Origin of the sequence: Desulforhopalus sp. IMCC35007 (genome assembly GCF_005116575.1) — a bacterium.
GTDB lineage: Bacteria > Desulfobacterota > Desulfobulbia > Desulfobulbales > Desulfocapsaceae > Desulforhopalus_A.
On the sequence record NZ_SWCN01000005.1, the window covers coordinates 126,140 to 148,483 of the forward strand.

The 22,344-nt window shown below is 44.8% G+C and carries 18 protein-coding genes; 10 read left to right on the forward strand and 8 right to left on the reverse strand.

Annotated features, from left to right (window positions below; translation table 11 throughout):
- The 3 genes from FCL48_RS07240 to FCL48_RS07250 all read left to right on the forward strand — a co-directional run bounded on the left by FCL48_RS07240 (position 1) and on the right by FCL48_RS07250 (position 2,503).
- Positions 1-777 (forward strand): ABC transporter ATP-binding protein, encoded by a 777-nt coding sequence (locus FCL48_RS07240; protein ID WP_136871589.1) that lies wholly within the window; start codon positions 1-3, stop codon positions 775-777.
- On the forward strand, positions 767-1,489 hold the full coding sequence (locus tag FCL48_RS07245; RefSeq protein WP_136871590.1) for an ABC transporter ATP-binding protein: 723 nt from the start codon (positions 767-769) through the stop codon (positions 1,487-1,489). The genes FCL48_RS07240 and FCL48_RS07245 overlap by 11 nt, the downstream gene beginning before the upstream one ends.
- Positions 1,490-1,597: 108 nt before the next feature.
- A complete protein-coding gene (locus FCL48_RS07250) occupies positions 1,598-2,503 on the forward strand; it encodes a DMT family transporter (protein ID WP_136871591.1) in 906 nt (301 codons plus the stop codon).
- Positions 2,504-2,570: 67 nt separating this feature from the next.
- Here the strand turns inward: FCL48_RS07250 and FCL48_RS07255 are convergent, their stop codons facing one another.
- Genes FCL48_RS07255 through lepA form a run of 3 tightly spaced genes read right to left on the reverse strand, consistent with a single transcriptional unit; the run spans position 2,571 to position 5,622 of the window.
- Positions 2,571-3,206, reverse strand: a complete 636-nt coding sequence (locus FCL48_RS07255; protein ID WP_136871592.1) for a lysophospholipid acyltransferase family protein — start codon at positions 3,204-3,206, stop codon at positions 2,571-2,573.
- A 13-nt stretch (positions 3,207-3,219) separates the two neighbouring features.
- Positions 3,220-3,780 carry a DUF4136 domain-containing protein gene (locus FCL48_RS07260; RefSeq protein ID WP_136871593.1) on the reverse strand — a complete coding sequence of 187 codons (561 nt, stop codon included), beginning with the start codon at positions 3,778-3,780 and terminating at the stop codon, positions 3,220-3,222.
- Positions 3,781-3,828: 48 nt separating this feature from the next.
- Positions 3,829-5,622 (reverse strand): translation elongation factor 4, encoded by a 1,794-nt coding sequence (gene lepA / locus FCL48_RS07265; RefSeq protein WP_136871594.1) that lies wholly within the window; start codon positions 5,620-5,622, stop codon positions 3,829-3,831.
- 259 nt (positions 5,623-5,881) lie between these two features.
- Between lepA and FCL48_RS07270 the strand changes: the two genes are divergently transcribed.
- From FCL48_RS07270 to greA, 4 genes are all read left to right on the forward strand, one after another.
- Positions 5,882-6,925 carry an RNA polymerase sigma factor RpoD/SigA gene (locus tag FCL48_RS07270; RefSeq protein WP_136871595.1) on the forward strand — a complete coding sequence of 348 codons (1,044 nt, stop codon included), beginning with the start codon at positions 5,882-5,884 and terminating at the stop codon, positions 6,923-6,925.
- 72 nt (positions 6,926-6,997) lie between these two features.
- Positions 6,998-8,182 carry a DegT/DnrJ/EryC1/StrS aminotransferase family protein gene (locus FCL48_RS07275; protein WP_136871596.1) on the forward strand — a complete coding sequence of 395 codons (1,185 nt, stop codon included), beginning with the start codon at positions 6,998-7,000 and terminating at the stop codon, positions 8,180-8,182.
- A 93-nt stretch (positions 8,183-8,275) separates the two neighbouring features.
- Positions 8,276-12,307, forward strand: coding sequence for a tetratricopeptide repeat protein (locus FCL48_RS07280; protein WP_136871597.1), 4,032 nt, complete (start codon positions 8,276-8,278; stop codon positions 12,305-12,307).
- Between the two features lie 191 nt (positions 12,308-12,498).
- Complete coding sequence (gene greA, locus FCL48_RS07285; RefSeq protein WP_136871598.1) at positions 12,499-12,984, forward strand: transcription elongation factor GreA; 486 nt, start codon at positions 12,499-12,501, stop codon at positions 12,982-12,984.
- 19 nt (positions 12,985-13,003) lie between these two features.
- Here greA and FCL48_RS07290 read toward each other — a convergent pair whose 3' ends face one another.
- Positions 13,004-13,672: a TetR/AcrR family transcriptional regulator gene (locus FCL48_RS07290; RefSeq protein ID WP_240744778.1), complete on the reverse strand. Its 669-nt coding sequence runs from the start codon at positions 13,670-13,672 to the stop codon at positions 13,004-13,006.
- Positions 13,673-13,798: 126 nt separating this feature from the next.
- Here FCL48_RS07290 and purD point away from each other — a divergent pair, with 126 nt between their 5' ends.
- From purD to FCL48_RS07305, 3 genes are all read left to right on the forward strand, one after another.
- On the forward strand, positions 13,799-15,577 hold the full coding sequence (gene purD, locus FCL48_RS07295; RefSeq protein ID WP_136871599.1) for a phosphoribosylamine--glycine ligase: 1,779 nt from the start codon (positions 13,799-13,801) through the stop codon (positions 15,575-15,577).
- Between the two features lie 9 nt (positions 15,578-15,586).
- Positions 15,587-16,177 carry an L-threonylcarbamoyladenylate synthase gene (locus tag FCL48_RS07300; protein ID WP_136871600.1) on the forward strand — a complete coding sequence of 197 codons (591 nt, stop codon included), beginning with the start codon at positions 15,587-15,589 and terminating at the stop codon, positions 16,175-16,177.
- Between the two features lie 147 nt (positions 16,178-16,324).
- The gene (locus FCL48_RS07305) at positions 16,325-16,648 is read left to right on the forward strand and encodes an Hpt domain-containing protein (RefSeq protein WP_136871601.1); all 324 of its coding nucleotides are present in this window, start codon (positions 16,325-16,327) and stop codon (positions 16,646-16,648) included.
- Positions 16,649-16,721: 73 nt separating this feature from the next.
- Here FCL48_RS07305 and ettA read toward each other — a convergent pair whose 3' ends face one another.
- The 4 genes from ettA to FCL48_RS07325 all read right to left on the reverse strand — a co-directional run bounded on the left by ettA (position 16,722) and on the right by FCL48_RS07325 (position 22,236).
- The gene (gene ettA, locus FCL48_RS07310; RefSeq protein WP_136871602.1) at positions 16,722-18,407 is read right to left on the reverse strand and encodes an energy-dependent translational throttle protein EttA; all 1,686 of its coding nucleotides are present in this window, start codon (positions 18,405-18,407) and stop codon (positions 16,722-16,724) included.
- A 174-nt stretch (positions 18,408-18,581) separates the two neighbouring features.
- Entirely contained in the window at positions 18,582-19,394 is an 813-nt protein-coding gene (locus FCL48_RS07315) for a 4Fe-4S dicluster domain-containing protein (protein WP_136871603.1), read from the reverse strand.
- A gap of 33 nt (positions 19,395-19,427) precedes the next feature.
- A complete protein-coding gene (locus FCL48_RS07320) occupies positions 19,428-21,671 on the reverse strand; it encodes a molybdopterin-dependent oxidoreductase (RefSeq protein WP_136871604.1) in 2,244 nt (747 codons plus the stop codon).
- Positions 21,661-22,236 carry a molecular chaperone gene (locus tag FCL48_RS07325; RefSeq protein WP_136871605.1) on the reverse strand — a complete coding sequence of 192 codons (576 nt, stop codon included), beginning with the start codon at positions 22,234-22,236 and terminating at the stop codon, positions 21,661-21,663. Before FCL48_RS07325 ends, FCL48_RS07320 begins: the two co-directional genes overlap by 11 nt.
- Between the last annotated feature and the right edge of the window lie 108 nt (positions 22,237-22,344).

Genomic DNA, 22,344 nt, shown 5'->3' on the forward strand with positions numbered 1-22,344 from the left:
ATGTCCGCTGATGATTTAATTTTGACCAATGTTACAAAGCGCTTCGGTGGTCTGGTCGCAGTGGATAACTTAAGTCTCACTGTGCAGAAAGGACAGATTTACGGATTGATAGGGCCAAACGGAGCGGGGAAGACCACAGTCTTTAACTGCATTACCGGGATCCACCCCTGTGAGGAAGGATCCATCATCTGGAAAGGGCAGGAAATACGCTTATTGCCGACCCATAAAATCGTTCGCATGGGAATAGTGCGAACCTTTCAGACTATCCGTCTCTTCAGTCAGATGAGTGTTGCTGAAAACGTGATGAGTGGGCGGCACATTAAAAGTGCTCAGAAACTCTGGCACGGTATAATTCATACCCCCTGGTCGAGAAAAGATGAGCACAAAAATTGGGAAGTGGTATTTGAACTTCTGGAATTTTTTGACCTTACCAAATATGCGACCGCACCTGTCGGTTCACTTTCGTATGGGATTCAGCGGCGGGTGGAGATGGCCAGAGCCATGGCTGTTGAACCGCAACTGCTTATACTCGACGAACCGGCGGCAGGACTCAATGATAACGAGACTCAGGCCTTAATCAGGACTATTTATCGTATACGGGAAAAGGGTATCACCATTTTACTCATTGAACATGATATGGATCTGGTGATGGAAGTGACGGAGTATCTGACAGTTATTAATTTCGGCAGTAAAATCGCAGAGGGAACCCCTGCAGAAGTGCAGAGCAATCCTGCTGTAATTGAAGCGTATCTCGGGAGTGAAGACGATGACTTCTAGTGACTATCTGTTTAAAATATCTGATCTGGAAGTGTCGTATGGCAGTATTGCGGCCATTAAAGGAATTTCACTTGAAGTTAAAAAAGGAGAAATTGTAACGATACTTGGTTCAAATGGTGCAGGTAAAACCACCACCATGAGAACCATCAGTCAGCTGCTTAAGGCAAAACAAGGATCGATAATATTCAAAGGTCATGAGTTGACCAAGCTGCCTGCCCATAAAGTGGTCTCACTTGGTATCTCTCATTCTCCAGAAGGGAGGAGGGTCTTCAATATCCTCACTGTTGAAGAAAATTTGATGCTTGGAGCGTACACCAAGAGCAAGGTGGACCTGGAGATACTGAACTGGGTTTACGATCTTTTTCCAAGGTTACAGGAACGCAAGGCCCAGCTGGCTGGTACCCTGTCCGGAGGAGAACAGCAGATGCTCGCCATAGGCCGGGCGCTGATGAGTAAGCCGGAGCTGCTGCTGCTCGATGAGCCAAGTCTTGGGATCGCGCCAATTCTTGTGAAAGCCATTTTTACGCAAATCAGGAAGATTGCAGAGACTGGAGTGACAGTACTTCTGGTTGAACAAAATGCCAGAGCGGCACTGAAACTTGCCAACAGAGGATATGTCTTAGAAGTCGGTAAGATAGTACATTCCGGCTCATCTGAAGAACTTCTGAGTTCCAAGAGGATTCAGGAAGCCTACCTTGGTAAGCAAAAGTAACTGAACCTCTGTTGAAGCGAAACTCACAGAGGATCTATAAAAAATAAAACGGCAAAGGGTGGGGAGATTTTATAGTATGCATTGCACAAACTCCAACCACCCTTGCCTATGAAACGGCAATCTAAAGCATATATTTATGCACTGATCACCATTGCGCTCTGGTCGACTGTGGCCAGTGCCAGCAAGATCAGTCTTTCGTATCTTTCCCCTGTACAGCTGTTATTTTTTTCCTCTCTCGTCTCCGTTTCTGTACTCTTTTGTATCATCGTGGTGCAGCATAAACTCCCTCAACTGCTGGCGACTGAAAAGAGTGATCTGTTGAGGAGTATCGGCTTTGGATTCCTCAATCCATTTGCCTATTATCTTGTGCTGTTTAAAGCCTACGACATGTTACCCGCCCAGCAGGCTCAGATCATCAACTATACCTGGGCTCTGACGCTTACCCTTTTTTCTATCCCGTTTTTAAAACAGAAGGTAAGCAAGAGACAGTGGTGGGCTGTACTTACAAGCTATGCTGGGGTTCTGGTTATTGCGACAAAGGGCAGGGTCCTTGACCTGCATTTTGATAATCCTCTCGGAGTGGGCTTTGCGCTGGCCTCCACAGTGATCTGGGCCCTCTATTGGGTGCTTAACACCAAGGATAAGAGAGACCCGGTTGTTGGCCTGTTTTTAAACTTTTTCTGCGCTGTGCCAATGATTTTTCTGGTGATTTATCAACAGGGGGAGCTGACGGGCCTGGTGGCTCCGGGGCTTCTTGGGGCTGCCTATATCGGGATTTTTGAAATGGGGCTCTCTTTCGTCTTTTGGCTTCAAGCGATGAAACTGACAGAAAATACGGCCAGGATTGCAAATCTCATTTTTCTTTCTCCCATTATCTCACTGTTTTTTATCCATTATCTGGTAGGAGAACATATCTATAAATCCACTCTGGCAGGGCTTGTCCTGGTACTTGGGGGCCTTGGTTTGCAAGCCTTGGATAAAAAGATAGAAAAGAGTGTCGATAAAAGAGGATAAGAGACGAAGCATACGACAGCGGGGTTTGAGATTGTAGCCCGTATTATTTATTATCGAAGAGGTAAGCTTATTGGTTGGGAAGGCTATTCTGACTGGCTGAAGCTGCTCGAGATTTGTTTATCTCTCGTTGCAGGATTGCAGCCTCCCGATCGCGAAGAGTTATGGTGCTTTGTTTTTCGGGGAATTTACCGCTTTTATCCTGGTAAAATTCTCGGAGTTTCTCGAAATCGTTTTGTATATCGCCGCTTGGCCGCAGAAGGGGTCCAAGGCCCACGGTTTTACTTGGGTAATCAATATAGCCCAGGCAAATATCGACGTTTGCCTTGACAGCAATCGTGTAAAAGCCGGTTTTCCAGTGATCAGTTTTAGACCGGGTTCCTTCAGGAGCAATTGCCAGCACCAGTTTATCATTTTCAGCAAAAGCATCCACCATACTTTTTAAAAATCCGGTTCGGACATTGCGGTCGACGGGAATCCCCCCCATTTTCCGAAAAATATAATCCAGAGGACCCACAAAAAGCGTGTGTTTTGCCACCCAGGAAAATTTAATTCCAAGGGCCCAGATAGAAAGCAGAGTGAGTGGGAAGTCCCAGTTGCTGGTATGTGGCGCACCTATCAGGATATATTGAGTACTGTTGTTTTTTTCTGTAACGACCTTCCAGCCCAAAATTGAAAGAATGATTTGTGAAAGTCTGGAGATCATTGTATGCGCTGCATCATTGTTGAGAAGGAGGAAACTGTGAGAGTATGGCGTTGACCATTTCGTTTACATATTGAGAGATCTGCTCAGGGTTGTTATGGGTAAAAACTTCCTGGGTTCCAATTCCTTTCCACAGTAAGTTGCCGCCTTTGGTCTCATGGATATTGATGGTCAGTTCGCCCCGATCGTATTGGCTCACTGTACTGCCGGAATGGACGCCAAAGCCGCCAAAGCGCCCATACCTGCCGTAGCCGACACCGATGGTTGGCTGAATCGGTTCACTTCTCAGGCGACTGGTGATGTTATAGGTGCAGGAAACCAGGAAATCAGGTGAGTCGGATAGAGCATACCCCTGGGTTGTAAGCGTTGAGTCTATGGCCTTTACAAAACGATTTTTGAGGAGTTCATCATTTTTTAAAAGGTCCACTGTTGTGGCCTGAAGTTCTTTGTTCCAGTTATAGGTGGTTGCACCTGCAAAATTATAGGTACTGTCAAAATCTTCACTTACCTGTACCGTGCTGCAAGAGGTGAGACCGAAAATGATGAAGAACAGAATCAAGAGAAGTTTTTTATTCATATCTTTCACCTGTTATTTTGGGTTCTGCCTGCAGTCTTAGACCATAAATCAATGGTCCGATTTCAAGACTGCAAGAAATGCGGTTTGTGGAATATCCACGTTTCCAACAGTTTTCATACGTTTTTTACCTGCTTTCTGTTTTTCAAGAAGTTTACGTTTTCTCGATATATCACCACCATAGCATTTTGCTGTAACGTCTTTTCGTAAGGCTGAGATATTGGTCCTGGCAACTATGTTTCCGCCGATCGCAGCTTGAATTGCAATCTTAAACATTTGTCTTGGAATCTCCTCTTTCAACATTTCACAGGCATGAAGACCCCGTGCCCTCGCATTGCTTCGATGGACGAGCTGTGAGAGGGCGTCGACATTTTCCCCATTGACGAGAATGTCGAGTTTCACTAAATCGCTCTTGCGGTAATCTAGCATTGTATAGTCAAAAGATCCGTAGCCCTGAGTAATGGATTTGAGCTTATCATAAAAATCATAAATGACGTCAGCGAGAGGAAGTTCACACTGGAGTTCTATTCTGCCTGGAGTCGGGTAGTGAAAGGTTGTATTTTCTCCCCGACGTTCCATACAAAGGGTCATCACTGAACCCATATATTTTTCCGGCATGAGAATGGTTGCCCTGATATAAGGTTCCTCAATTCTTCCAATATGGGCAGGGTCGGGAAAATGGGCGGGGTTATCCACCTGCTTACTTGTTCCATCTGTGAGTTCAAATTTATAGAGAACAGATGGGACCGTAAGTATCAAGGAAATATCAAACTCACGTTCGAGGCGTTCCTGAATGACTTCAAGATGGAGAAGGCCAAGAAAACCGCAACGAAAGCCAAAGCCCAGTGCGGCGGATGAATCTTTTTCAAATGTCAGAGCAGCATCGTTGAGTTTGAGTTTTTCAAGTGCTGCGGCAAGATCTTCGTAATCATCAGTAGATATAGGATATAGGGATGAAAAAACGACCTGCTGTACAGGCTTGAACCCCGGAAGAGCCTGTTTGGCCGGATTTTCGATGCTGGTAATTGTGTCCCCGGGACGGGTGTCTTCCACGGTTTTAATCCCTGCAAGAATATAGCCGACTTCTCCTGCTGACAGACTCTTGGTTGGTGTTCTTTTGATCTTGAAATATCCAACCTCATCAACCTTGTATTCTTTGTTGTTGGACATGAAGCGCATGGTATCCCCGGCCTTGACAGAACCGTTAATGATACGAACGGAGATAATGGTACCTCGGAAAGGATCGTAGTTCGCATCAAAAATCAGGGCCTGGAGCGGTGCGCTATTATCCCCTTCGGGTGGGGGAAGGTAGGCTACGATGGCTTCGAGAATTTTATCTACACCTGTGCCATTTTTTGCTGAACAGTATTGTACATGCTCACTGTCAAGACCGAGATCCTCTTCTATCTGCAGAGCAACTCCTTCTGGGTCAGCGGATGGGAGGTCGATTTTGTTGATGACAGGAATAACTTCGAGATCATTTTCCATGGCCAGATAGAGGTTGGCCAGGGTCTGAGCCTCAACCCCCTGGGCCGCATCAATGAGGAGCAGAGCACCTTCACAGGAGCTGAGCGCTCTTGAGACTTCATAGCTGAAATCAACATGGCCAGGAGTATCTACCAGGTTCAGGATATATTCTTTACCGTCTTGAGCCTTGTAGGGCAGGCATATTGTCTGGCTTTTGATCGTTATTCCTCGTTCTCTCTCGATATCCATGCTGTCGAGGAGTTGATCTTTGAAATCCCGAACAGAAATCATGTTGCACATCTGTATCATCCTGTCGGCAAGGGTAGATTTTCCATGGTCAATGTGCGCTATGATGGAGAAATTTCGTATGTTTTTCATGGGTAGTTTAGGTGAAATAAGAAAACTATGGGATTCTTTGAAAACGTTGCATATGTTAATCGCCAACCTATTTATCATATAGCTTTCACTATTAACATATAAATTTGTGCAAAACATATGCTATAATAATAAATAGTATATTGCTTCTTTTAAATTTGTCCTTTTCTTCAAGTCACAATAACATTGCACTTTATTCCAGGTAGAGTAATATCGTAATCTTTCCTATTTTTTCTGGGCAAATATCCGGAGACAGGAGTATATGAGCAAAAACACAACGATAAATAAAAATAAAGATAAAGATATAGATTTAGATCTTGATGTAGAGCTGGATTCTGATGAGAATTCTCAGGAAGATGACATAATTCGGGAGGCGTATGAGAATCCTCTTGTTGCAGTGGCCGATGATGGCAATCTTCCCGCGCTCAGTAATCCCGCACTTCACCGCTATCTTCAGGAAATCAGCCAATATGAGCTACTTTCACGGGAAGAAACAGATGAGCTTGCAATACGTTTTCGTGAGGAAGGTGATCAGGACGCAGCGTATCGGCTGGTGAGTTCCAATCTGCGCCTTGTGGTTAAGGTTGCCATGGATTTTCAGAAATACTGGATGCAGAATTTTATGGATCTCATTCAGGAAGGTAATGTCGGTCTGGTACAGGCAACAAAGAAATTTGATCCCTACAGAGGCGTTAAGTTTTCGTATTATGCCGCGTACTGGATACGAGCATATGTCCTGAAATTCATAATGGATAACTGGCGTCTTGTTAAAATCGGTACGACACAGGCCCAGAGAAAACTCTTTTTTAGTTTGAACAAAGAGCGCAAACTCCTGGAAGGGCAGGGGTTTAAGGCTGAGCCAAAGCTTTTAGCGGAGCGTCTTAACGTCAAGGAACGGGAAGTCGTTGAGATGGGACAGCGGATGGACAATTGGGATGTCTCCCTTGAAAGCCCCGTTCGTTCTGATTCCGATGATGAGCAGAAAAACTTCCTGCCGAGTAATGGTCCTGGCATTGAGTCAACCGTTGCTGGAAAAGAGATTAAGCTCAAACTGGCAGAACTCCTTGAGGTGTTGAAACACAAACTCAACGACAAGGAAAAAATGATCCTTGAAAAGCGACTCCTGACAGATGAGCCTTTGACACTGCAGAATATTGCAGACAGGTTTGATATCTCCCGGGAAAGGGTTCGGCAGATTGAAGTGAATCTTCTCAAAAAAATGAAGAAGTATCTTGAGGCCGAAATGCCCGACATTGTAGACTATTTTGACGGTGAGAAGATAGTTATAAGTTCATCGCCTTCCTAAAGTTATGAGATTATGAGACAGGTTATCACCTGTCTCTCTTCCTTGTTTAATACTACCCCATAAAACAATAACATGAAAATACCTTTACTCGACCTTCAGGCTCAGTTTGAGTATCTTGAAGATGATATTATAGATGCCGTCGTTCGCGTTGTTAAGTCTACACGCTATATCCAGGGACCAGAGGTTGAGAGCCTTGAATCAGCCATTGCAGAATATTGTGGTACCGGTTATGGCGTTGGTGTAACCAGTGGTACAGATGCACTTCTCGTTTCTTTGATGTGTCTGGATATTAAACACGGTGACAGGGTTCTAACCACCCCATATTCTTTTTTCGCCACAATGGGAGTTATTCTTCGCCTCGGTGCTGTCCCGGTTTTTGCTGATATTGATCCCGTCAGTTTTAATATAGACCCTTTAAAGATGGAGGAGATTCTCTCAGCTGACACTGAAAAGACCATAAAGGCGATAATACCCGTGCATCTGTACGGGCAATGCGCCGATATGAAGCCGATAATGGACATTGCAGAAAAGTACCAGATTCCTGTCGTTGAGGATGCAGCCCAGGCCATAGGGGCTGAATACCCGATGATGGCCGGTGATGGAGCTGTAACCTATAAAAAAGCCGGTTCCATGGGGATTGCTGGATGTTTTTCTTTTTTCCCGAGTAAAAATCTTGGTTGTGTCGGAGATGGGGGAATGGTTGTTACCCAGGACAAAGCCTTTGCCGAAAAACTCGTTCTCATGAGAAACCATGGCGCATTTCCTAAGTATTACCATAAAATGGTGGGAGGAAATTTCAGGTTAGACCCTATTCAGGCGGCAACCCTGACCGTCAAACTGCCGTACCTTGAATCGTGGCACGCCAAGCGTCGTAACAATGCAAAAACATACAACAGTATGTTTGCAAAAACCCGGCTCGTAAGTGAAGGGAAAATTACCCTGCCGGTCCAGGTATACGGTGAGGCTAGGGTGGGAGAGCAGGAGGTAAATCTACATATATATAATCAATATATTCTTCGTGTTGAAAACCGAGATAACTTACTGAAATGGCTACAGGATAACGATATTGGTTGTGAGATTTATTACCCTGTACCGTTGCACAAGCAGGAATGTCTTGGGGATCTTTGTCAGGGCGTTGAATGTCCGGAAGCCGAAAAAGCAGCGGATTTAACCATAGCCCTGCCTATCTATCCTGAGCTTACCGATGAAATGCAGCAGTATCTTGTTGATAAAGTTGTTGAATTTTATAATATGTAGTAGTTAACCTCCTCGATATTTGGCCGCTAAGCAGTCTATGATGTATACTGCTTAGCGGATTTCGTCTGTGAAACAGGGTACTGATTATAGTGTATGGACAATATAATTTTTAGTATCTCTTCCACAAAACAGTCGGGCTTTATTGTAAAAGCCTTGAAATACTGTCATGTTTTTTCCCTGATTTTTATCTGCAGTTTCAATTCTTCACCTGTAGGAGCAAAAGACATCGCTCCGGAAAGAGATATTTCCGTTGTCCGCGAGACTCCTTACTCTCCTGATTGGAAAATTCTCTGGGATGGTGCAAGAAACCTTGTCCGAAATGGACAGCTTGCTCTTGCAGCAGATGCCTATGCTCAATTGTTTTCCATTAAACCTAAGATTGAAGAAGCAAACTGGGAATATTGCAAAGTCCTGATGGAGATAAAATCCTATCAGACGGCAGCAAAAATCATCTCTCTTTTACTGGAGACCAATCCTGGCAGAAGTGATTATCTGCTTGTGGCTGGTGAAGTTGCTTTTCAACAGAGGAAATATGCAGAAGCGGAACGATATTTTGGTAGGATCTTTGAAAAATCACCGACGGGAGAGTATAGTGATGCTGCTTTAAAGGGACTGGCCTACAGTCTTCGCCTGCGTGGCCAGAATGAACTTGCCTTTCCTCTCATGCAGCAGCTGGTCCTTCGCTTTCCTGAAAACAAAACCTATCTTCACGATTATGCTAGAGATGCAGCCAGCTTGCAGCGCCTGGATTTGAGCCGAATGCTTTATAGAAAACTTCTCGCCAAGGAAGCGCTTGATGGCCAAATTCTCTTTGAAGCGGCTTCGGTGTTTGATGCACCAGGGTTTGAAAATGAGCGACTTGAGATATTAAAGAGATACTTGCAGCTTTATCCCGATTATCTGCCATTTCGTTTGAGCCTTGTTGAAGCCTACCAGGAAAATGACAATTACAGCGGTGTGATGGAACAACTCTCCTACATCATTGATCATTTTGATGATGTCGATGAAGTGCTGTTAACCGCTGCAGAAATCGCCCAAAAACAACTCAACCGACCAGATAAAGCCCTTGTCTACCTTGATAAATATCAGGCACTGCATCCTGAAAATACGGAGATCACAACGACTATCAACCAGCTGCAATTGCAGTTGGCAAAAGACCTCCTGTCGATCGTGGAAAATAACGGTGTGGACCTTCTCTGGGATGATCTAGCAGCTATAAGTGCCAATAGAGTTGCTATTTTTCAACATATGTCAGACCTGCTTGAGAGCCAGAAGAAATTCCAGGCCCTTATAGCCGTCCTTGAAGTTCTCCATGAGCATAAGGTTGATGCTGATGGAATTTCTTTGCGACTGGCAAAATTATTCAACCTGCTGAAAAATTACCATCGCAGTGAGTTGTACGTCGTCCAGGTACCTGTGAAGATGAGGGATGTTGACTACTACCTCTTAAAAGCCGAGAATGAAAAACAACTCGCGCTGGAGCAGGACAGCCTGCTGTCCTTGACGAAGGCTTTTGAATTAGCACCGAATAGAAGCGATATTGGACTTGAGTGTCTTGAGTTGAGCGGGCGACTCGGTTTGGTTGAGCAGCAGATGCATTTTTTCAAAGCGTTGACTCGCCAGTCGGGAAAGCACATTACTGTTGCTACAATCAAATCTCATATTTTACTGCTTGCTCAAAACGGATTACTCGAAGAGGCTTTAGCCCTTTGTGAGAAGAGTCTGGAGCGTTATGAGTCCTCACCCGTAAAGAGACTGGAGATTCTCCTGGTAAAAGTAGATGTTCTGAGAAAGTCAGGCAGAGGGCGGCTGGCTGAACAAATTCTGCGTCAATTACTCTTTAAAAATGAGTATGCGAGGACCGTCCTTCTGCAACTCACCAGTAATGCGCTCTCAGATAAAGACGTTGTCATGGCGCGAAAATGGTTTGAACTCCTTAGCCCTTCGGTGCGTGATATTCAGGTCTTTCCTTCAGCCATGAGTCCTTTGGAGAGAGAAGCCCTGGTGCAAATCCGGCTGTTGCGACTTGAAAAAGATATAGATGGTGCTGCTGAGGCGCTCAAAGAAGTGGGGAAAAAACAGAATGTGGCTGCCAAGAACAATGGTAGCACAACTTTTTCTGTGCAACTTATGAAAGAAAAATGCCTGCTTTATCTTGCAGCAGGAGATTATCAGGGTGGTGAAAAATATGTTTCCAAAAATATAGACAGGTATCCGTTTGACCCGGAGTTATTTGTTCTCTACGAACTCCTTCTTACTAAAAACACCGACGATAAAGTAGATATAGAGTACCTCCTCGGCCAGGGAGACCATCTCTATATGACGAGGCTGCTGAAGGTTATCGATTATGAAATTGATTATAACCTTCCAGATAAAGCTCGAAAACATCTTACCGTTGCGCAGCAAAATCTTCAGAATTCAAGTGGTCTAAAACTTCTTGCCGTGAAACTGGATACAACTACGGGAAAATTTGAAAGGGCGAATGATACGCTGACAGCCCTTTATGAAAATTACAGCGACGAGCCGTCATTTTGCAAAAGGCAGGTTGAAAATGAAGCTAAGGCTGGACACTACGCTATGGCCTTAGACAGGTATGCTCAGTGTTTTTCAGCTGTTGGACAAGAGCCAGGAAATTTCGGGGAAGAGAAACAGGTTGATCAGGGAGTGTTATACGCTCGACTTCTCTGGGGGGCAAAAAAATATGAAGAGTCCCTTGCCGTATACAAAAAGCTCATTGATCCACCAATTGATGAAATTCTCATCAACCAGTTTCGTGAGAGAAAAATCGACTATCAATATCTTACCAGGGATCAGACCTTGTGGAATTCCATTATGTTGATGCTTGAATCGGACCCGGAGATTATTGCTGAGTTCATGGAACCGAAGTTTTTATTTGAAAATCTGGGTACAGATACCGGGGAGATTGTCTCAAATAATTTTGAAAAGTACAGCTGGCAGACAATTATTGAAAACGAATTTTCCGCCAGAAAAGCAATATTCAACAAGAATTACCATTTTGCGGCGAAGAGTTATGAAAAGCTTCTTGAAAAAGAGGAGTCTAAGGAGAGTAAGGTCGACCTGGCCACTATATACGGAAAGATAGGTAAATATCGAAAGGAGGCACAGGTATATGAGGATATTACCAGTGTAGGTGAAGTAACTCCTGAGCTTGAGGAATCGATACAGCGCAATTTTTTACAGCTTCGGCCGACAAACACCTTGGATGCGGTTCTCTTTGAAAAGGATGGTCGGAACGGTAATGTAGATATCAGGAAGACGTCTCTTGGCTCCACCTTCTGGATTACCCCCGAACTCAACAAGGATTTCTGGTTGAGTTATGCATATAACAATTATGAATCCGCTGATAGAAAAGAGTATCTTGGCTCAAATATTTTACGGGGCGCCATGACCTATGAGTTTGCCGGAGGTTATGAACTCATCACTGGACTGGGAGCTGAAAAGCTCAACGATAGTAACGAGAATGAGGTGCAGTATAATCTTGAATTGAAAGGGCAGCTCGACGATTATGTTTCGGGCTTTGTACTCTTTAAAAAGGAACCTATAGATGACACTGTGGATGCCGTGGAAGATGGTCTCAATCGTCAGTATGTTCAGACGGGCCTGACCGTTGAGACCGAGTTGGGAGTCACCTTTGGTGGGGATCTGCGTTATAGTTTATACAGCGACGATAATGAACAGAAACGGTTCTACTGGTTCTCTTCTTACTCGATTTTTGGAGAATCATTACAACTTGATGTGCGATATGCTTACCAATATCTGATAAATAAGGATGTAAATGGTCCTGATTCTCTAGCTTCCGAGGTTGGAAACGACGACTATGTCACAAACTACTGGAGTCCGGACAACTACACAGAACATCGACTGGCCCTGGAGCTTAAAAAGGATTTTTTCGGCTACCTTACAGATATGGAAAATAAAATGAGTTACTTTAAATTTGATGCCGGGGTCAGTCTTGAAGATCAGGAAAACATCGCTTATTCGAGCCGTTTTGATATTTTCCTTGAAATGAGCCCTCATTTGTTATTAAAAGGCAACTTCAGTTTTACCTCAAGTGATGTCTATGATGACAAAATGCTTTCCGTGTCATTGCATTATAGCTGGTAGAAAACGTATCAACCGAACAAATTTCAATGAGCATATTACTGTTGCAGGTCCGGTCTGGGGGGAAGACCCAGGGGAGAGACCTGTAGAATAATGTTATAGCTTTTTAGTCAGGTAGTTATGCATAAGTAATGCTATTTTCTCCTGTGATTGGCTTATTGCAAGCCATACAGGATTTTTTTATGGAGGAGTAGATGATCGAGCGATTACCGATGTCAAAAACAGGGCATCAGAAACTAAGAGATGAATTGCAGCATCTTGAGCGGGTTGAACGTGGTGTTGTGGTTAAAGCAATTGAAGTTGCCAGGGAACACGGTGATTTAAAAGAAAATGCCGAATATCACGCAGCAAAAGACCGGCAGGGGCATATTGAAGGGCGTATTATTGAATTGAAAGATAAGCTGTCCCGGGCTGAGGTTATCGACTGTACGAGAGTGAATACAAATATGGTGGTTTTTGGTACCATAGTAGAACTTCTTGATCTGGATACAGAAGAAGAAGTGGTCTACCAACTACTGGGACCTGAAGAAGCTGATGTGAAGAAGGGGTCAATTTCCGTTTTGTCACCAATTGGCAGAAGTATGCTGGGGAAGGAAATTGGCGACGAAGTTATTGTGGTGACTCCGGGTGGAAAAAGAGAATTTGAAGTTGTAAAAATCGGCTTGAGTGATCAGCCCTAAAACACAGGTAAGCAAGGTCCTAATCACTTATGCTTTTGGACCCAGTTGGATGTAATATACCAGAGTGAATAAGGGTCACAACCTGTTCGGTGATCTCATCAACGGTGTAATGGCTTTCAAGGGATGCATTCCATACCCGGCAGACTTCATCCAGCGCACCGAAGATAATCCTTTTGGCAATTTCCGGGTTGATTTCTGCTTTGTATTTCTCTTTTTTTTGACCCTCTGCGATGATTTCCGCGACGATTGAGACATACTCGCTAAATTTATTGTCCCGATAATTTTTTATAACCTTGTTGGTCTGTCTCAGCTCTATCTGGATTACTTCAGCCAGGTAACGATTCTTTTTCATGGAGAGAAGATGCTGGCTGATATAAACCTTGAGCATCTCGACGGGATCATCTTCATTGGCGATTAATTTTTTGGTATTTTCAACTATTTTGCCTACTTCTTCTTCAAATACAGATAATAGTATGTCGTACTTATTGTTAAAATAAAGGTAAATAGTTCCATCAGCAACCTTGGCTTCTTTGGCAATATCGGATATTCTTGCGGTGAAAAATCCTTTTTTTGCAAAGACTTTGGTTGCAGCTGAGATTATCTTCGTATGTTTATTGTCTGCCTTCATTTTTAAAGAATACAATTCGGTAATCGTCTGAAGTTTGGCAAAATATGAATGACTATTCATTCATGTAATATTTCACACTATATTTGTCAACGATCAATACAGCTGGAAGAACCGTTCCCCGGTTCGTATATTGGACCTTTCAAACATTTTTTATAATATTTTGATTACAAAATACTGGAGTAAACCATGAAAATTCTTGTTGTTGGTTCTGGTGGGCGTGAGCACGCGCTGGTCTGGAAGATTAAACAGAGCAAAAAAGTTGAAAAGATCTTCTGTGCGCCAGGAAATGCTGGCATAAGTACCTTGGCGGAATGCGTGAACATTGAGGCAACAGATGTACAGGGCCTTGTCCAGTTTGCCCTTGCTGAAGGAATTGATCTCACTGTTGTCGGGCCAGAATCTTCATTGGTTGCAGGAATTGTAGATGAATTTCAAAACAACAATTTAAGAATTTTCGGTCCAAACCAAAAAGCCGCAATTTTAGAGGGATCGAAAGTGTTCACCAAGGAGTTCCTGGAAAAATACAAGATACCTACGGCTCCGTTTAAGATTTTCAAAGAAAAGAAAAAAGCTAAAAAATATATTGAGTCATGTGGAGCTCCTATTGTTGTTAAGGCAGATGGGCTGGCGGCGGGTAAGGGGGTCATTGTCGCTCATACTGTCGATGACGCCAAGGCGGCTGTGGACCTCATCATGGGTGATAAGGCTTTTGGGGAAGCAGGAGATACAATAGTAATTGAGAGCTGCCTCACTGGAGAAGAGGCGTCTTTTATTGCCTTCACCGATGGTAAAACAGTATTGCCGCTACCAACTTCCCAGGATCACAAGGCCATCTTTGATAACGACGAAGGGCCTAATACCGGTGGCATGGGAGCATATTCACCGGCACCTGTTGTCACCGATGAGATTGCCAACTTTGTCATGGAGAAGGTAATGCTCCCGACTGTTAAGGGACTTGAGGCAGAGGGACGACCCTATAAGGGAATGCTCTATGCGGGACTTATGATTGACGGACCGAGTATAAATGTTCTCGAATTTAACTGTCGGTTTGGTGATCCTGAAGCACAGCCGCTATTGATGCGCCTCAAAAGTGATATTGTCGATATATTTGAGGCTGTGATAGATGGAAAACTAAGCCGTGTCGATATGAAAATTGACCCAAGACCTACGGTCTGTGTGGTGATGGCCTCCGGTGGTTACCCAGATAAATATGTTAATGGTAAGATTATCAGTGGCTTGGCTAAAGCTGCGGCGATTCCCGGAGTCGAGGTATTTCACGCAGGTACCGCTAAAAAAGGTGGGAGAATTGTTACAAACGGCGGAAGAGTACTTGGGGTAACGGCGGTGGGTACCACACTTAAAGTAGCAATTGACCTTGCCTATAAAGGCGTTGAGGCGATCAAGTGGACCCAGAGTTATCACCGTACTGACATTGGTGCAAAAGCCTTGAATAGAAGCACACCGGTATCTTCAAAGAAGGTCCTTGTGGGTATTGTCATGGGCAGTGACTCGGATCTTCCTGTGATGAGGGCTGCATATGATTTCCTGCAATCAATGGGGGTTTCCTGTGAAATGACCGTTGCTTCGGCCCACCGGACTCCTGATCGCGCAGCTGAATATGCACGCACTGCAATGGATAGGGGGCTTAAGGTTATTATTGCAGGAGCCGGAATGGCGGCACATTTGGCAGGAGTCCTGGCAGCCCATACAGACCTGCCTGTTATCGGTGTTCCACTGGACGCCTCGCCTCTTGGCGGGATGGACTCCCTGCTTTCTACAGTTCAGATGCCTCCAGGTATTCCAGTGGCCACCATGGGAATTGGCAAGGCCGGAGCCAAAAACGCTGGAGTCTTCACTCTGAAACTTTTGGCGCTTTCGGATCAGGGGCTTGCACAAAAGGTGGTGAAATTTCGCAAGGACATGGTCCTTGAAGTCGAAGAAAAAGCGAAAAAGATCCAGTTGTAATGTGAGCCAATGAAGAGTTGTGAAACTTCTGTTGACCTTGCAGTGGAGCATCTGCGGCAAGGTCATATTGTGGCCTTTCCTACGGAGACGTATTATGGACTGGCAGTGGATCCGGACAATCAGTCAGCAGTTGAACGACTTTTTGCACTTAAAAACAGGCCTGTTGACAAACCGCTCTTGTTGCTGATTGAAAACACTACCCAGTTAAGGAACCTCGTTTCTATGGTTCCTCAGGATTTTAAACCATTGATGGACAAACACTGGCCTGGACCTCTGACCTTGGTTTTTCCGGCGCTTGACTCCGTGAGTCCTAAAATTACAGCAGGCAGTAAAACGGTAGGTGTACGAATATCACCCCATCCCATAGCAGCCAGGCTCGTTCAAAAGTTTGGTAAGCCTATTACGGCCACCAGCGCTAACCTGTCCGGCAAACCTCCAGCTAAAACTGCTCTGGAAATCTCTACAATGTTTGTAAGTGATATTGATTTTATCCTTGATGGTGGAGAGACGACTGCCGGTCTCTGTTCCACCATTGTAGGTCTGAAAGGATCTCAGCTTATCGTCATACGACAGGGCGAAATCGATATCTTTGCAGCATAGAAACGTGTTGTTTCGCACCATCTGTTTCACTCTATTTGAGCATTCCTCTAATTATTACTGGATATCAGAGGATTATATAGAATATAATTTTCTTGGATTAGAGGTGGCACGAATGAACGTATGCAATTTTTATAGGAAGGATCTTTTATGACGGCATTGGACTGGGATAAAGCTTTTGCAATGGAACAGGCTGCAGATGATGCGGAGCTATTGGAAGAGCTTTTAGAAATATTTAAAGACTCTTTCAAAACTGATGTCGGGCTCATTGAGCAGGGTATCAATGAAAAAGATGCTCTTAAAATCAGCGCTGCCGCCCATTCGATAAAAGGTGCAGCTGCAAGTCTTGGAATACAGGGTATTAATGATGTTGCCCTGGGTATTGAGATGGATAGCCGAAGCGGCGGCCTGGACGTTGCTGCTGAGAAATTGCCCCATCTTCAGGAACTGATGGCTGAGTTGCTTGCCATGTAAGGATCAGGAGAAAGACTAAAAGATAACACCAGGCCGTTTCCGGACTGGTGTTATCTTGCTCTTTGTGACCTGCTTAGTCTCTTGTCAGATTTCTGTATTTTATTCTATGTGGTTGATCTGCTGCACTTCCGAGGCGTGCTCTTCTGTCTTTTTCATAATCTGAGTAATTTCCCTCATACCAAACGACTTGAGAATCGCCTTCAAAGGCAAGTATGTGGGTTGCGATCCGATCGAGGAACCAGCGATCATGGCTGATGACAACGGCGCATCCGCCAAAGTTTTCCAGGGCTTCCTCCAGAGCTCGAAGAGTGTTGATATCGAGATCATTGGTAGGTTCATCGAGCAACAGGACGTTGCCACCTTCTTTGAGGGTGCGGGCTAAATGTACCCTGTTACGTTGTCCTCCAGAGAGAATGCCTACTTTTTTCTGCTGATCGGAGCCGGAAAAATTGAATTTGCCGACATAGGCCCGGCTGTTTATTTCGCGGGTTCCAAGCCAAATGGTATCCTGTCCGTCTGAAATGGCCTCCCAGATGCTATGCTCAGGGTTGAGATTATCCCGACTTTGATCAACGTAGGCGAGTTTGACGGTTTCTCCTATCCGGATTGTCCCATCATCTGGCATTTCACTCTTGGTGATCATTTTAAACAGTGTCGATTTTCCAGCCCCGTTTGGTCCGATAACCCCTACGATACCACCGGCGGGAAGGTTAAAGGTCATATCTTCGATCAACAGGCGATCTCCAAAGCTCTTTTTGATATGTTCGGCGTCTATGACAATCTTGCCAAGTCGTGGTCCTGGGGGGATGAAGATTTCAAGATCATTGGCGAGTTTTTCGGTATCGGTAGTAAGAAGTTTTTCATAGGAGCTGATACGGGCCTTTGATTTACTGCGCCGACCTTTTGGGCTCATTTTGATCCATTCAAGTTCGCGTTTTAACGTTCGCTGTCTATCTGATTCTTTTTTCTCTTCATTGGCTAGTCGTTTCTGTTTCTGATCGAGCCAGGACGAGTAATTGCCTTTCCATGGAATGCCAACGCCTCTATCAAGCTCTAAAATCCAGCCGGCTACATTATCTAAGAAATATCTGTCATGGGTGACAGCGATAACTGTCCCAGGATATTGTTGGAGGTGCTGCTCCAGCCAGGCGACTGATTCAGCATCAAGATGGTTGGTTGGTTCATCAAGGAGTAGAATATCTGGTTTTTTAAGAAGGATCCTGCAAAGGGCAACCCGGCGTTTTTCCCCGCCAGACAAAACATCACAAAGGGAATCGGCAGGGGGACAACGCAGTGCGTCCATGGCAAGCTCAAGCCTGCTGTCAAGATCCCAGGCGTCCAGATTTTCGAGTTGTTCCGAAACCACTCCCTGACGCTCAATCAGGTCCTGCATTTCGTCATCGGTCATTGGTTCGGCAAATTTTTCATTAATCTCGTTAAATTCATTGAGGAGATCAACGGTTTCCTGTACGCCTTCTTCAACGATCTGTCGTACGGTTTTCTCAGGGGCAAGTTCTGGCTCCTGGGGGAGGTAATCGACACGAAAGCCAGGAGAAATATGGGTCTCTCCATTGAAATCGGTATCAATGCCTGCGAGTATTTTTAAAAGAGTACTTTTGCCAGAACCGTTAAGACCGAGTACGCCGATCTTTGCTCCATAAAAGTATGAAAGAGAAATGTCTTTTAATACGGGTTTTGTTTCGTAATATTTACTGACTTTATACATCGTATAGATGATTTTTTTGTCGTCGGTACTCATGATGAAATCCTTTATAATAACGATTAGAGGTTCAGGCGAAAAGGAACGAGCAGACTAATGTGCTCTTTGTCGTTGTTTTTCAAGGCCGATACTACAAAAAAAAACGCGATAATCAAAGAAATGATTATCGCGTCGTCAACAAACTGAATCGAGTTATACTAGATACAGCGGATTTTACTTCTCAGAATCTTCATTGCAGAACCCTTTGACAGCAAGAGCTCCAACGAGGCCTAAAAGACCGAGTCCTTTGACTTTTTTAACAGCTGGTTTCATAAGGGATGCCAGCATCGCCCGGCGCCGCACCTGACCCATATCCGCAAGTTCAGGAGTGTGTGTTGCCATGAGGAGATCCATATCCTTCTTCTTGCCATAATACCTGGAGTTTGGTCCCAGGTTGCCGCCATTTACTTCAATGCCAACGGCTCCTTTTTTCACGTACTTGGACACTTCAGATTCAGGGTCATCCAGATCACCAAAAATTCTTGCACCGGTAATACAGGTCTGTACACAGGCGGGTGTCTCCCCAGCTTCAACCCGAGGCTTGCAGTACGTGCATTTATCTGCTTTTCCGTCGTCTGAGACATCATCTGTCTGGTCTGGATTGATGTACCTTGCATTGTAGGGGCAGGCATCAGCGCAGGCGCCGCAGCCGATGCAACGGCTTTTGTCAATCTGGACGGTACCATCGAAGGGGTCTTTCCAGGTGGCTGCCACCTCAAGAGTTGTTGTTTCACCAGTTTTAGCGTGTGTGAATGTCATTTCAATAGTATCTGCCGGACACTCGGGTACACAGACCGGATCTGAACAGTGATTACACAGACCGGGGTAATAAGTGGACGCCATTTCCTCGCCGACAAGACTTGGGCCCATCCGATAGACCCAGTTACGGTTGTATTCTACAGGGACCTCCCACTCTGCTTTGCAGGCGATGGTGCAGGCATGGCAGCCAACACATCGTTCAAGGTCGATAATCATTCCATATTGCATTGTATCCTCCCTAAATTATACCTTAAAGCTGAGTTAGACAGAGGCAGGAATCGCCAGAATCTTGTCATCTTTTATCAGTTGTATAAAATTGTTTCTCATTCCATGGGCTCCGGTTTCAGGGTCCACGGTGATTTTGCTAATAAGGCTTGTGTCATCCACTCCGGCATTAACCCCGACACTCATAAGAGGGTTGGCAGAACCGTAACCGTGTGCCATGTAAACAGAATCTTTCCTGATTCCAGGGGTGGTCTTAACAGTGGTCTTGGTCCGGGACTTCACACCGTCCTGATTGATAAATCCAACCATGTCACCGTCCTTGAGTCCAAGTGCTGTTGCCACTGCATCATTAATCCACACTGGATTTTCAGGCATGGACTTGTTGAGCCATACGTTGTTTTGAGTACGGTTAAAGGTGTGAACAGGAACACGTCCATAGAGCAGTCTGGCATAACCTTTTGGGGGTTGTTCAACAGGCTGATATGTCGGAATCCCTGGGAATCCGGCATCTTCAATATCTTCATTGTAGAAGATAACTTCAAAGTCTTCCGGAACTGTGTATGGGTCTTGGCCTTTCTGAATGTGGATACCACCTTCCTTGATAATCTGCTCCAGAGTAAGTCCGGCAACCAAAAGGTCTTTTTCTACCAGTTCCTTGTTGGACTGGACAGGGATATCACTTTCGTAACCCATGCGCTTGGCTATTTCATTGGTGATATAAACTTGATCCCTGCGCTCAAACATTGGCTCTGCAAGCGGAATTCTTGGTGCAATGTATTGCTGATGAGAATCTGCAAAATCCCACTGGGTACCCGTTTTAATAAGGTCGTATCTCTCGAGATAGCTGGCTTCAGGAAGGAGAATATCCGCCCACATGGTTATGTCCGTAGGCATGACATCAACACACATGACAAAATCCATTTGTCGCAGGACATCTTTCATCTTTTCCTGTCCAGGGATGGTCTGTATCGGATTTTGTCCCCAGATGACGCAGCCTTTTATCGGATAAGGCTTTCCGCTAAGAGCAGTATCCCGAATCAATTCCGTGGGAGTTCCGGGAGGAGAATAAGGGAAAAGTGGTTCCTCTTCTTCGTCCATATTGAGGTTGAATTCATCGTCATGCTCTTTCTTGGCCCAACTGGTTTTACCGACTTTTGGAGTCTTGGCCGGTACCCAGCCGCCTTTGACAAAGAATGCTCCAAGAACGCCGGTAAGGCAGGCAAGTGCACGCTGACGTTGAAAATCATTTCCATACCATGAAACGTGTCTGCCCGGGTGGATAGAAACATTCGGAGCATTGGCTGCAAGGAGTTCTGCAACTTCTTTGATCTGCTCAGCTGGAATCTCACACTCTTTGGCGGCTTTTTCAAGAGTCCAGTCGGTTATACCTTCCTTGAACTCGTCAAAGCCATCCCCATACTCGTCGATGAATTCGGCGTTATGTTTGTTGTTTGAGATCAGGTAGTTCATGATAGCGAGTAGAAACGCTGTGTCTGTACCAGGTTTAATCTGTACCCAAATATCAGATTTCGCGGCAGATGCAGAGTATCTTGGGTCAACGACCACAAGTTTTGCTCCATTCTGCAAGCCTTTAATGTATTGTTTTATGTGACTGACATGGATATTTTCGCCAAAATGCCCACCCAAAAGAAAGATTACCTTTGCGTTGGGCATATCAACATATTCACCTGGAGCCATCCCGATTGTTGCGAGATATGCTGTGTCACGGATACCACGGCATTGAAAAAAAGATGCTTCACTTACATTGTGGGTGCCAACAGTTCTTTCAAAAAAATGCATAGGGTATTTGGCGCTGGAACCATGGGGGAAAACTGAAATACCGTGGGCCCCATATTTTTCTTCGATCGCTTTGAGCTTGGAGCCGCATTCATCAAGAGCTTCTTCCCAGCTGATTCGTTTCCATTTGGGATTTCCACGTTCTCCAACATTCTTCAATGGGTATTTGAGACGGTCTGGATCATAAAGGAGCTGAACTCCGGCGTTCCCCCTTGCACAGATAGAAGAACCATTGTCAATTGAATGAGGGTTTCCCTCTAGTTTAACGAGTCGGTCTCCACGTTTTTTCCCGACAAGCTGGCATCGCCAGAAGCACATTTCACACACGCCTCCGACAACAGTTTCATCTTTAACAGTTCCTTTTGGTTCAAAGGGTGATGGTTCAATACCTGTTTCAGACGCAATTGCATCGGATAACGGCAGGGCAACTGCTGCGAGTGAGGCTGATTGTAAAAATTTACGCCTCGTCAGATTAAACGCCATATTCCTCTTCCTCCTTTGTGAAAAAATCAATAAGGCTAATGATGATGTGGTAAAAAGGATGCTCTGCTTCCTCTTTTACTCTTCCTGCGAAAATTGGGAACCATGGGAGGAAAAATCTACGGAGAAATTCCTCTTCGGCCTGCTGGTTATTATCTCTTGCGAGATATGAAAGAAATTCAAGCTGATGGACAAGACTATCGGGTAAGTCGGCACCTTCTTTCAGTCTGTAGCCATGAGTGTTATAGAATCCGGAAATTTTATCAGAGTATTGTCCCCGTAAGGTCTTATCAATATAGACAGAACCATAGGGAGGTGCTGCGACATGGGGCACTCCATTAATGAATAATCTGGTGTGTTCAACCTGAAGGTCTTCAAGAAAATCTTTACTTTGTTTACACGCTGCCTGTAATTTTTGGCTTTGCTCAATTTCCCCTAGAGTTTCGAGAAGAAAACATAGTTTCTCAAAGTATTGGTCATTGGCCCAAATTTTTTCGGGATATTGCATGCTTTGCGCGCAAAAAAGATACAGTGTAGCGATGTGGTCGGTCGAGGATTGATTCTGCATGGAAAGATAACGTGTCTCAGTATACCACAGAGGATTACGGGAAAACTCTGAAGAAAAAAAGGTTGATAGGTTCTGACTACTACGTTGTGTCTGGACGGTAATACTACT